This window comes from Maribellus maritimus (assembly GCF_022267315.1).
In the GTDB taxonomy this organism is placed as follows: domain Bacteria; phylum Bacteroidota; class Bacteroidia; order Bacteroidales; family Prolixibacteraceae; genus Draconibacterium; species Draconibacterium maritimum.
This window is the reverse complement of record NZ_JAIKLE010000008.1, coordinates 80,128-93,658: the sequence shown is the minus strand read 5'-3', so window position 1 is coordinate 93,658 and position 13,531 is coordinate 80,128. Positions and strand designations below refer to the sequence as shown.

At 38.3% G+C, this 13,531-nt stretch carries 8 protein-coding genes; all 8 read left to right on the top strand.

Features of this window, described 5'->3' with window-relative positions; all coding sequences use genetic code 11:
- Positions 1-74 precede the first annotated feature (74 nt).
- The 8 genes from K5G00_RS09280 to K5G00_RS09245 all read left to right on the top strand — a co-directional run bounded on the left by K5G00_RS09280 (position 75) and on the right by K5G00_RS09245 (position 13,355).
- Entirely contained in the window at positions 75-3,389 is a 3,315-nt protein-coding gene (locus tag K5G00_RS09280; RefSeq protein ID WP_238765874.1) for a SusC/RagA family TonB-linked outer membrane protein, read from the top strand.
- Between the two features lie 11 nt (positions 3,390-3,400).
- Positions 3,401-5,116, top strand: coding sequence for a RagB/SusD family nutrient uptake outer membrane protein (locus tag K5G00_RS09275; RefSeq protein WP_238765873.1), 1,716 nt, complete (start codon positions 3,401-3,403; stop codon positions 5,114-5,116).
- 450 nt (positions 5,117-5,566) lie between these two features.
- A complete protein-coding gene (locus tag K5G00_RS09270; protein ID WP_238765872.1) occupies positions 5,567-6,598 on the top strand; it encodes a LamG-like jellyroll fold domain-containing protein in 1,032 nt (343 codons plus the stop codon).
- Between the two features lie 24 nt (positions 6,599-6,622).
- On the top strand, positions 6,623-8,764 hold the full coding sequence (locus tag K5G00_RS09265) for a right-handed parallel beta-helix repeat-containing protein (RefSeq protein WP_238765870.1): 2,142 nt from the start codon (positions 6,623-6,625) through the stop codon (positions 8,762-8,764).
- A gap of 14 nt (positions 8,765-8,778) precedes the next feature.
- Positions 8,779-10,227: a glycoside hydrolase family protein gene (locus K5G00_RS09260; protein ID WP_238765868.1), complete on the top strand. Its 1,449-nt coding sequence runs from the start codon at positions 8,779-8,781 to the stop codon at positions 10,225-10,227.
- A 55-nt stretch (positions 10,228-10,282) separates the two neighbouring features.
- The gene (locus K5G00_RS09255) at positions 10,283-10,621 is read left to right on the top strand and encodes a glycoside hydrolase family protein (RefSeq protein WP_238765867.1); all 339 of its coding nucleotides are present in this window, start codon (positions 10,283-10,285) and stop codon (positions 10,619-10,621) included.
- On the top strand, positions 10,608-11,360 hold the full coding sequence (locus K5G00_RS09250; protein ID WP_238765865.1) for a glycoside hydrolase family protein: 753 nt from the start codon (positions 10,608-10,610) through the stop codon (positions 11,358-11,360). Before K5G00_RS09255 ends, K5G00_RS09250 begins: the two co-directional genes overlap by 14 nt.
- A gap of 12 nt (positions 11,361-11,372) precedes the next feature.
- A complete protein-coding gene (locus K5G00_RS09245; RefSeq protein ID WP_238765864.1) occupies positions 11,373-13,355 on the top strand; it encodes a right-handed parallel beta-helix repeat-containing protein in 1,983 nt (660 codons plus the stop codon).
- Positions 13,356-13,531: the final 176 nt, after the last annotated feature.

Genomic DNA, 13,531 nt, shown 5'->3' with positions numbered 1-13,531 from the left:
CACTTTCCGGCTAATGGTCAATACTGATCGTGTTCGCTAAAACAAACTAAAGTATTAACATAAAAAACAAATTTATGAAAAATTATTTGTCAAAGGACTACTTTGACTTAATGAAACCATTATTAAGAAAAATGAAAATAACACTTCTGGTTTTTTTGATATTTAGCTCTTCATTATATGCGATAAACGCAAGATCGCAGGTTGATAAAATTAATATTGCTTTTAAAAATGCTCCTGTAAAAGAAGTTCTTGATGCTATTGAAACACAAACCGACTATTTATTTGTATATGATAAGGAAGAAATTAATCTGGACCGAAAGGTAAATATTCATGCTTCAAATCAACCGGTCGATGAAGTTCTTCTGGATATTTTAAAGAATACAAATTTTACATTTAAGAAATTAGGCACAAGTATTATTCTTATGCCCGATTTTGGACAACAGCAGAAAACAGTAACCGGCATGGTTACTGACTATGATAATGTTCCTTTACCAGGTGTAACTGTATTAGTAAAAGGTACTACCAAAGGAACAATCACCAACGCCGATGGAGAATTTTCTCTTTCAAATGTAGAAGAAGATGCAACTTTGGTTTTTTCTTTTGTGGGGATGAAAACACAGGAAATACTTGTTGCTGGTAAAACTTCTATTAATGTGGTATTAGAAGAAGATGCGATCGGTATTGAGGAAGTAATAGCAATTGGGTACGGTACAATGAAAAGACAGGAAGTTACCGGGGCAGTTGCTCAGGCAAAAATGGAACCCTACGAAAAGGTAGCGGTTAATAATGTACTCGAACGAATTAAAGGTACGGTAGCAGGGTTAAATGTTGGTGGAACCAATACAGCTGGTGCTGTTCCTTCCCTGGTTATCAGGGGGCAGAATTCAACTGCCGGTAATTCACCATTAGTCGTTGTTGATGGTGTAATTTTTTCTGGTTCACTTGCTGACATCGCTCCCAATGATATTGAAAACTTTACCGTATTAAAAGATGCCAGTGCAGCTGCAGTTTATGGTTCAAGGTCTGCTAATGGAGTAATTATCATCGATACAAAAAAAGGAAAAGGAATAAGCGGAAAGCCCAAGTTTGATGTAAAAATGAATTATGGAGTCAGTGATCAATTGAAACCACTTGAGGTTTATGATGCCGAAGGATATATTAAACGGTTACTGGATATTAGACAAAGCAGAGACCTGGAGGCAGATCCGGATCGAATAAGGTTTTACCTCACAGAGGAAGAACAAAAGAATTATGATGCCACAGAAGATCACAGACCAACACTGGAAGATCCCTTTAGTTTGGTAAGTCAGTTGGGGCATACACTTAATACAACTGTCAGCGTTTCTAACAGTACAGAAAAAACGAATTATTATATTTCAACTTCTCTAATAAAACAAAAAGGTGTTGTAATTAATGATGATTTCAAGCATATATCGGCACGTGTAAATATCGATAGTGACCTGACTGATTGGTTTAATCTGGGGATAAAAAGTTTTTATAGCCTGAAAGATTATTCAGGGGATTCACCCGGGATGTACAGAGCAACACACTTTAGTCCTTATGCTTCTGTATATAATGAAGATGGCACGTATAAACAATTTCCTCAAACAACTACCAGTTTTAACAGTCCTTTCTGGGAAATGGCAACGCAGGATACCGACATTCGAAACAACCTTACAGGTGTGGTTTCAAGTGTTATTAAGGTTCCCTGGGTCAACGGTCTGTCATTTCATACAACGTTTTCGAATTCGATGCGCTGGAATGAGCGGGGTGAGTTTTTCGATGTGAATACTATTGATGGAAAAGGTAAGAATGGAATTGGTAGGCGCCGTTATACCCGTAATTATAATATGTTACTTGATAATTTCTTAAAATACAATCACGCTTTTACAGAGGATCACAGGGTTGACGTTACCCTACTTTTTTCCAGGGAACATGCTGCCTGGGAAAATATGACAGCGTACGCTGAAGATTTTCAAAATACAACATTAGGACATTATGCACTTGAGCAGGGAACTACTCAAACTGTAGATACAGGTGGTGGGGAAAGCGATGCAATTGGTATGATGGCCCGTGGAACCTATACATTCAAAAACAGGTATTCGTTGACGGGAACGATTCGCCGGGATGGGTACTCTGCTTTCAGTAAAAATAAAAAATGGGGAGTGTTTCCGTCCGCCGGCTTTAACTGGAACATTTCCAGGGAAGGTTTTATGGAAAATGTTGATGTGATTAATAACCTGGCGCTGCGAATTTCCTACGGAAAAAACGGAAATCAATCCATTAATCCATACAGTACTCTGGCTCGTATTTCTTCAAGTGAATATGTCTTTTATGGGGATGATTCATTTACCATTACTCAATACATTTCCTCTCTGGCAAATAATGACTTGAGCTGGGAAACAACTACCGGAACAAACATGGGTATTGATTTTATCCTTTTGGATAACCGTATCAGTGGATCAGTTGATGGCTACATGACAAAAACCAACGATCTGATTTTTAATCTTTCGCTTCCTGGAGCATCTGGTAAAAGTAGTATCAACTCCAATATCGGTGAGATTAGGAATAAGGGAATTGAACTTAACTTAAGTACATTGAACATTGATAGCGAGAATTTCAAATGGTATTCTGATTTTGCTTTTTCATTGAATAGAAATGAAGTTGCTTCAATTTTGGGGAAAGATGATGATGGAGACGGAAAAGAAGATGACCTGGTAAATGATGGTTATTTTATTGGAGAGTCACTGGGTACCATTTATGGTTATAAGGTTATCGGTATGTGGCAGCAGGAAGATGCAGATAATGGCACCATCATGACCGGATTGTTCCCTGGTGATTACAAACTGGAGGATATTGACGGAGATGGAGCTATGTCCCAGGATAAGGACAGACAAATAATTGGGAATTCAAATCCGAACTTCCGTTGGAGCTGGACGAATACACTCCAATATAAAAACTTTTCCCTGATGTTTTATCTATATTCTATTTGGGGAGGAAATGGATGGTATTTGTCAGGTAATAACACGCCTTATTTGGATGCATATTCTTCTGTTGAAAATATAAACCGTCCGGTTTATGATTACTGGACACCAACCAATACCGATGCTGAGTTTCCTGCCCCCTACAACGGGCCTACCGCTTACGGTGGAACAAAGTACATCGACCGTAGTTTTATTAAATTACAAAAAGTATCACTAACATATGATGCAAGCAGCATGGTAAAACCATGGGGCATTAATGGTCTTAGCTTTTCACTAAGTGCTGATAACATCGGAACGTTCGCTCCGTATTGGAGTGGTTTGGATCCTGAAACCAATAATGGACTAAAAGACAATGCGACGCCTTCAATCCGTACATGGTTATTTTCAATTGCATTAAACTTTTAAAATAGATGAAGATGAAAACCTATAAATATATATTAATTATCCTCTTTTTTATTGGAGGAACAATTTCCTGTGATCTGGACGAAATCCTGGAAGAGCAGCCAAAGGATTTTTTAAGCCCGGAAAATTCATTTACCGATAAAGCCGGTTTTGAATCTGCTTTGGCTCACATTTACCTTACAATAAGGACACATATGTATGCAAATTCAGATAGCCGGGATAATTTTGATATGCTTGGCATGGGATTGGATCTTGCATGTAATAGAGCTAATAATACGGCATATACAGATTATTTTCAATGGAATATTTTTAATGAGGATAAAGGATTTGTGAATAAATGGTGGACAAGGTTTTATGCCTGGGTCTATCACGCCAATGTAATTATTGGAAGAGCAGAAGAGGATGGCGTTAATTGGGAATCGGATGAAGAAAAAAATGCCATTGTTGGGGAAGCAAAATTCCTGCGCGCATTTGCTTATCATTTTTTGGCAAATATGTGGGGAGATGTTCCACTGGTATTGGAAGAAACTGCCGCTGCCAAATTTGACTATACTCAGGTATCTCAATTAGCTGTTTATCAGCAATGTAAGGAAGATCTTGAATTTGCTGTTCAGTGGATGCCAACAGTAGATCAATTGCCTGGAGGAAGGGCACCGCGTGCTGCCGCATATCATTTGCTGGCTGAAGTTAATATTTCTCTAGCAGATTATGACGGGGCCATTGCTGCTGCAAGTAAAGTGATTGATGATCAAAATTATCACCTGATGACCGAACGTTTTGGACAGTGGACTAATTTCCAGTTTAATGGATATGACTATCTGGGAGAATATGAAGCATGGGGAGATGTGTATTGGGACCTTTTCAGGGAAAATAATATGAACTGGCAGGAAGGAAACCGTGAGGCTATTTGGAATATTGAGATGGATTTAACCATGATTGGAGGTGGAAATGTCGGACAATGGGGAGGTAATTTTGGACTGGAAAGATGGTGGCACCCGGATTGGTGGAGACAAAAAGATAAAAATGGTGTCTCCAATTGGTTAATGGATACCTTAAGTGGACGTCCTAATGGAGGAATGTATGTAACTCCTTATGCAGATATACAAATATGGGAATACAAAGATGATTGGGACCGTGATATACGAAATTCAAAGTATAACATTCAACGGACCTATTATTGGACGAACCCATCGAGTGAGTTCTATGGACAACCTATCACCATTGATAATTGTGGTAACAAAGGTGATTTGTATAGACATATTTCAACTTCTTTTAAGAAAGGGGTTTCAGCAGTACATCACAATCAATTTCAGGATTCAAGCAGTGGGCAAGGGCACGATAATGGACGAATATATAAAGATTGGTACATCATGCGGCTTGCTGAAACTTTTCTGTTAAGGGCAGAAGCTTACCTTCGTAAGGGAGACAAAGCAAATGCTGCAAAAGATATTAATGAGGTGAGAAATCGGGCACAGGCAACGCCTGTAACAGATGGAGATGTAGATATAGATTTAATCATGGATGAGCGCGCCCGCGAGCTCTATATGGAGGAATTCCGATTTAATACTTTAACTAGAACCGGGACCTTGGTTGAGCGACTCATGAGATACAATCCGGTAGTTGTTCAAAATGGATATGCATTAGGTGATCATTTAAATAAATTACCAATCCCAAGCGCAGAAATTGAAGCAAACTCTGAAGTTCAGTTGGAACAGAATCCAGGGTACTAAATTGTTTTAGAGATAATGGAATTTATTTCGATTCCATTATCTCCTTACTTTTTAATGTAAAAGGTTTTAGGAGGTTGTTTAAAAATTCCCATTAAACTTATTCCAATGGTTTTTTAAACTCTAATCTGTTAACAATTTGACTGATTGCAAAACACTTTGTTGAGTTTTTTTGATTCTCATTTGAAATAAGTACCTCAATCAGTTTGTTTTATTGAGGATGGTCATGATTAAGAATTAGATAAATATTATTTGGCTAAAGTTGAACTGTAGATTCTAAATCATTTATATCTCCTCATGAGTTTTTATAACGCAGTTAATATTGATCTGTATTGAATCTGATTATAAATAATGATTCAATGAATTAATAAAATAGTCAAATAACACTTACCTGTTATTGATCTTTTTTGTGTTAAAAAGTTTAAAATATTGTAAATCAAAAAACTATACATTATGAATGTTAAAACTTTATTTATTTATTTACTAGCAATTTTATTTGCGAATAATCTATATGCAAGGGAAGTAGGGGTTGATACTTTACAAGCCCGTCCTGTTGTCTACTGGGGCTTTGATGAAATATCGGGCAAAACAGTTAATGATCAGATTGGCGGTTTAGACGGAGTATGGCAGGATGAATCTGGTTCGCCGACGTGGACGACAGGTAAAGTAGGAGGAGCTTGTCAGTTCAAAGGCGGTGTGAATGATAACTTTTTTGTAGAAGGAGATCCTTTGGCCGGCTGCACAGAATTTACAATATCTGCCTGGTTCAAGATGGATGAGCTGGGAGGGAATATGGGCTTGATCGCCACCCGCAACCATAATGAAGGTTCTTCCGAGCGCAGGAATTGGGGATTTGCAGCTGAGTCTGATCATGTTGATGCACGCTGGGATAATAATCAACTTGATTCAAATACTAAATTACTTACAGCTCAATGGTATCATGTTGCTATAACGTGGGAAAATACAGGTGACAAAAAACTTTATATGAATGGGAAACTTGATAATGAAGGAAGCTCTAATGTGACGGAGTTTTTAACCCATAACTTTTGGTGGCTGGGCAAGGAAGATTATAGGGATCGCGTTTTAAAAGGTTATCTGGATGAGGTGACTATGTTTAAAGTTGCTTTGGATTCGGTAGATATTGAGAAATTGTATGCTATTGGAAATGAAGGAAAACCTTGGAACGCACTTTATGATGCTGGGAATGCCACTTCCGTGGGTGATTTGCAAAAAAAGATGGATGATTTATTTGTATTTCCGAACCCTGCCCAATCAGTTATCAAACTAAAATTTGAAAATGTTCCAATCAAACAGGCTAAAGCCAGGTTGTACAACCAAAACGGACAATTAGTTAGAGAGAAGATTTTTAACGGAAATATGGAAAATTATAATATTTCTGTAGTTGACTTAGTTAATGGGATTTATTTTATCTCAATAGTTTCTGAAGGTGAGACCAAGCAAAGTAAGTTTATTATCCATAGATAGATTTTCCTAGAAAAGGGATTGAATATGAAACCAGACAAATTAATTTGTTTTTTAATTGGATTAATGATCTTAATCTCCTGTAGGAAGGATGATTTAAAATCAGATGACAATGATCCTGTTTTTACAGCTGAAAACCTGATAACCGATCCGATTTTTCAACGACAAATAACCCATTTTATAACAAGTACTGATGAAAATACCCAGGAAGTTATTTTCCCCGGAGGTGCTGTTGAAGAGTTGCAGGTTTTGATCAATAATATGCGTTCTTCTCATTCTGAGTCTGTAATTATTGTTCATATAAGAGGAAAAATAACAGTAGGCGATACGCCACTTGTTTTAGGAGATAAAACCTGTTTGAGTTTTGAGTCTTGCGGCAGTATGGTAGCAGAAAATACCAGCAATTGTCCTGCCCTGATCCACATTAAAGATGCTGAATATGTATCCATTGGAGCAGTAAATAATACTGCAATTGCCGAACTGGATGGCGGAGGCATTGCTGAGAGGGGGATTTCAGTAACAAATAGTGGGAAAGTGAATATCGACAATGTAAACATTTCGGGTTATAAAAACTACGGTATCTTTTACCAGGGGAGGGGGAACGACCAGTTAAATGATGCAGGTTCTATCACCCGGTGTATTCTATCCGGGACAGGAGAGAATGGCATATTGGTTAAAAGTTCTGCTCGTTTTGTATTGATCGATAATATTGTTGCAAATCATAGTTCTTTTGGTGTTAATCTGATCTCTCAATCGGCCACGGTAGCTGGCAATTTCAGCCTTAATAATCAAACAGGAATATTCGTTAATGTGACTGCTGGAATTGATGGACCAGGTGGAGTTGTTGCCAGAAATGTAATGAAGGACAACAATATTGGGCTGGAGCTTGGAAGCAATACAAAAAAAATACTGGTTACAGAGAATGAGTTTTCACAAAATACCAAAGGAATGATCATCGGAGGTCAGGAAAACCAAATTTTCAATAATGATATTACCGGTGGCGAACAGTTTGAAATTAACGGTTCAGGAAATGTGGTTGCAGGTCATCGTAAAGTATTAGGATCTGAGATTGCAGGGGGAGCCAATATGTCATATTTCAATCCTCCAACCAAGGATAATCCTCATGATGATCCTATGATTGTTAATGGTATGGGACGATACGATATTACCATTAGCCAGGGTGATGGGGAACCGGATGTAGACTTGGCGGAAGTGCAGGTTGCTGTAAATGAAGCACGTCAAACACATTCGGGAGATGTTTTGGTTGTGTGGCTTAACGGAAGCTTTGTTGCGAAAGGCGATCATACAGGATTAGATGTTCCTTCCAATACATGTGTGATACTTGATGGGACTATATATCCGGAAGGGAGTGGGATGGATGCAAATAGTGATGAGTCTCATAATGTTAAAGAGCCTACAACCGGAGGTACCCAGTTGGTACTAATGAAATCAGGTGGATATGCATCGTTTTCAGGAGGTATACTTGACTCCAAAGATCTTAGTGCATACGGTATTTATGCCCCCGGAAATAATGTTGCCATAATTGACGGAGTAACAGTAAAAAATGCAGAATACAATAACATCGGGGTACTTTATCATAGCGGAGCTACTACACCTGCATTTATCAGAGACTGTCATTTTGATGGAAATGGAGAAACCAACCGGGCAATATGGATGCATCTTTGTGATAACATCCATGTAATTAATTGTGCATCTCTCAATCACTATGCTGACTTTGTTGATATTGATGCCGGAGCCAATTATAATTCTGTTTTGTTTAGTCAGTGTGAAAATGAAAAAAGAACCGGGATTTTTATTGAGGAAAAAGCGTCGAACAATTTTTTGTTGGGTAATACAATGACCGGATCAGGCGGGAATGCGATATCTCTGTATAGTTCTATAGGAGGTCAATGCAAGAACAATATTTTGGTATGTAATAATTGTACAGGCCCCAATGGAATGAATATTCGTTATGCTGCAAATACATTTGCTTTTAATAACATTATGAATACCGGTCAGTTTGGTGTCTACATCAATGTCAACGACAATTATTCTTCCCAAAATACATCATTGGAACAAAATTATAATTTACCAAAAGTACCAGAGAATCCATGGTTTTCTATTCCTTACTATTCTTATTCTGAATCGGGTAACGATTGTGGATTGTAAAGTCAAATACAAAAATGAAAAAGTTCTATTTAATCGTAATATTAATCAGTCTGGGTATATATGCCCGGCCCCAGTCCAAAGGTTTTTCCAATGCTTCGGAATTTGGCTTTTCGCCAGATGCAAGCGGAGTGGAGAATGTAAAGGCATTGCAAAAAGCAGTAGACCAAACCGGAACAATCATCGTGAATCAGCCTGGCACCTACAAAGTAGCTGGGACCACCTATATTGGGAGCAATACCTCTGTGGAATTTGGCAAAGGAGTTATTCTTCAAAAGGTTGATGAAGTTGGTTCATTTTCCCATGTAATCCTTAATAAAGGTGCACTTACCCGAACCTGGGATGAGCACATTACAATAAAAGGTCTTCATATTAGTGTGAATGGCGTTGTGAAACGCTTTGACCAGATTTTTGGGCTAAGAGGGCAGCTGGCATTTTTTTATGTGAAAGATTTGAGAATAGAAGGATTTAGGTGTTACGATATTGAAGGTGTTCAATTTAGCATTCATGTTTGTACTTTCGAAGATTTGCTGATTGACGACACTATTCTTGAGGGAGATAAGGATGGGATTCATTTAGGCCGGGGAAACCGTTTTAAAATATCCAACGCTGTTTTTAAAACACTTGATGATGCACTGGCGCTGAATGCGCATGATTATGCCACATCCAATCCTGAAGTTGGCTGGATTGAAAATGGAGTAATTGAAAATTGTTATGATTTAAGTTTGGAAGGCCAGCCTTTAGTCGGATATTTCTGCCGGATACTTGCAGGAGGATGGGTTGATTGGAAAGAGGGGCTGGAGCTTCAAAATGCAGATGCAGTTGTTTCCGGGGGTAGAATCTACCGGGTAGATGGAATAGGAGATGATGGGAAACCTTTAAAGAAAAAATGGGTAACCAAAACGCGTCCAGCACATAAAGAAGGAACTGTTGTTCTGGATGGTATAAAATGGGTGATGATGCAGGATGATGTGCAATATACTGCCGGAGTAAGAAATGTGGTTTTCAGAGACATATTTTTAGAAAAGCCACGTAGTACCTTTTCCATTCATTTTGATAACAGCAGCTGGAGCCGTTCGTATTACCCGGGTGCCGAAATACCTGAACAAAAGAAACTGTTGTTTGATAATGTAACAGTATTGCACGATGGGAAACTTCCTTTTGTAAAAGTGAATACTCCGGTTGATGTGTTTACCATTACAAATTGTAGCCTAAGGAATTCAGGAATACTTTTTCATGGCAAAAAAGGTTATGTACCAGATTATGGAACCACACAAATAAATTTTTACGGCAACATTCTAAATAAAGACGGCGAAATGCTTTTTTTGGAGAATAGAGTCCCCGGGAAAAATATTATTTTAAAAACATCTAATAACATAGAGGTTTCAAATAATTTTAAAGCCATCATTAAAAAAGGGAAAGGTAATATTAATACTGAATCAGATATGACTGGTCTTAAAAGGTGAGGTTCATTAAGTTACTATCGGATTTGCTTGAATTTATAAAATTGATAATTAAATTATGAGGTATATCGGTTTATTTTTTGTTTTGCTCATCTTGTTTGGATGCCAGTCGTCACAGGGACCTGTTAATGTTTTTTCTCAGAACTGGAAGGAATCTCCGCGAGAGGGGGCATTTAGAATGGAAGATTACATTGTTTGGGGAGGATCTGTAATTAAATCAGATGATGGGAAATACTACATGTTTGCAAGCAGGTGGCCTAAAAAGCTTTCGATGAGTGCATGGGTTACCAATTCAGAAATCGTGCTCGCTGTGGCAGATAATCCAGAAGGACCCTATAAATTTCAACAGGTTATTTTACCTGTTCGTGGAAAAAGTTACTGGTATGGCTACCCATAACCCAAATATCCAATATCATGATGGGAAATATATCCTCTATTACATTGGTGTGACTTATAATTTTGATCAACCATCAGATTCTGTTCCAACAAGGGCGATGTACGAGGAGGCCTGGAACCATAAGCGCATCGGAATTGCTACCTCTGATTCTCCTCTGGGACCCTGGGAACGAATGGACAATCCAATTATTTCGCCAAGACCTGGGCAGTGGGATGGGGCAATTACAAGTAATCCTGCTCCGGTTATTCACAAAGATGGCAGTGTTTTGCTTGTCTATAAAAGTGCTCCTGTTCCATATCCGGAGCGTAACCAAAACAGGGAAATGAGATTTGGTGTCGCAGTTGCAGACCATTATCTGGGAGAATACAAGCGTCACGGAGAAAATAACCAGATTAAAATAACCCCAATCGACACTGATGTGGAAGATCCCTATGTTTGGTACGATGGATTCAGGTATGTGATGTTGGCAAAGTGTATGAATGAATCCATTACCGGAGAAGACGGGGCAGGTTTTGTAGCAAGCTCAAAAGATGGAATAAACTGGCAGATTCCTGACAGTCCAAAGGCTTACAGCAGGTATATTACGTACACAGATGGAGATTTCGAAACAATGAAAAAACTGGAACGACCCCAGATACTGATGGAAAATGGAATACCTACTCATGTGTTTTTTGCCTGTACCAATAGCAATTTAGAGATCTTTAATATGGTAAAACCACTAAATTCCAAAAGAAAATAAAGACTATTTTTTATGTTCAGAAAACTTCTTCTTTTATGCTTGGCATTGTTTGTTTTTAATTGTGCAATTGCCAAAAAGTATTATGTATCTACAATCGGTAATAACCAAAACAAAGGCAATTTGGATTCACCCTTTCGTACCATACAAAAGGGTGCAGATTTGGCTCAAGCCGGCGATACGGTATTGGTAATGGGAGGCGTTTATCGCGAGCGTGTTTCCCCTGTGCGTGGTGGATCAAAACAAGCCCCAATTGTTTATATTGCCGAACCCGGTAAAAGGGTTTTCATCAAGGGATCGGATGTTTACACAGGAAAGCTTAAACCTGAAGGAAATAAGGTTTTTTCATGCAGTCTTTCGACAATGGAATTTACCGATGATTGTTATTTTGATAATGCCAATCCGTTTAAAGTCCCGGTAGCTTCCACTCCATGGGAACGGGATGGGGAACCTGAAGGGAAAGAAGGAATTGTTTTCACGCTTGGACAAGTTTTCGTTAATGGAGAAATGTACCGGCAATATCCTCTGAAAAATGAAATGAAAGAGCATGAGGCAAGCTGGTGGTACAACGAAGAAAAAAATGCTGTTTTGATCCATTTTGCAAATAAGCATCAACCCAAAAAATCTCAAATAGAACTTACTACCAGAAGGCGAATTTTTGCTCCACATCAGCGCGGGTTGGGATACATTCATGTAATTGGTTTTATAATGGAGCATTGTGGCAACCAGTATCCTCGTAATTTCTGGGAAACAAAAGAAAATGCACAGGCCGGGGCACTAAGCACAAGGAGTGGACACCACTGGTCTGTCATGAATAATGTAGTCAGGTATGCAGCTAATATAGGTCTGGACTGTGGCGCTGAAGGACCTGATAATGAACGAATCAATCAAAGAATTTATGATCCTGAAGAAGTGATTGGTAACCGAATTGAGAATAATTATATCCTTGACAATGGTTGTACAGGAATCATTGGTTGGGGGTCGAAAGAGATGGTTGTGAAAGGTAATGTGGTAATGTACAATAATAATCAAATGTACCGTGGTTACAAACGCTATGAATCAGCAGGGATCAAATTCCATAACAATATAGATTGTATTGTTGCAGAAAATCTGGTTTCTGATAATTTTAGCTACGGAATCTGGTTCGACAATAAATACCCAAATGCCAGGGTATCAAAAAATGTAATTGTCAATAACCTCCGAAGTGGTTTTTTTCTGGAAATGGGCGATTATGATTTCGGAACAGTGCTGGTCGATTACAATATCCTGATGGACAATAAAGAAAATCAAATTTATATCCATGATGCGTCAGGTGGGCTTTTTGTGAATAATTTGATTGCCGGAACACGTAAAATGAGCAATACCGGAGGAACTGGTCCGGGAAGAATTAAAGAAGCTTATGGTCAGGCTGTTTATATCCGTCAGGTTGGTTCCCGGACAAAAACTTACCACCATTCATTTTACAACAATATTTTTATCGATAATGATATAAATTACGACATCAATTACCCGATGTGGAGGAGCGGTGAGCAGCGATTTTTAGGAAATATTTATCCCGAATATCAAAAAGGTTTTTATATAAATTCAGCTTCCGATATTCCTAAACCAATAGATGAATCATATCTTGCAGAAAAAATCTCAAAAGAGACAGGTGCCGATGTTTTTGGCAATGATGGAAGAGTCGAATTGAGTCTGAATCAGTGGCAAAAGTTTTGGGAACTTCATTCAATGCATTTCGATCAGGATGCCCGCAAAATTGAAAATATGAAAGTTTGTTACATCCCCGAAAAACACTCTGTAACAATGACGATTCCTGAGGAATTGAAACCACGAAAAAATGCAAGGTGGAATGAAAATTACAAGCTTCGTTTTGATCTGAGAAGTGAATCTTTTCCCGGCCCTTTTGGTGAATTGGAAACAGGTTCCCATAGCTATATTATTTACGATGGGATCCCTCCCGGAAAACGTGGGGAATTACCTTGCATAAATATATTTTAATCAAATAATTCCTCGCGGCTTTCCCCAAGAGTTTCCTTATATTGTTCCAAAAATAAGAGGAAATGCGGACGAATATCTGATAGTATGGAAGTTAATTATGAAATTGCATTTGCTATGCAACTCCTATCTGTTCAGTTTAATAAAGAGTAATTCTTGTCATTTGTGAAAAGAAGTTA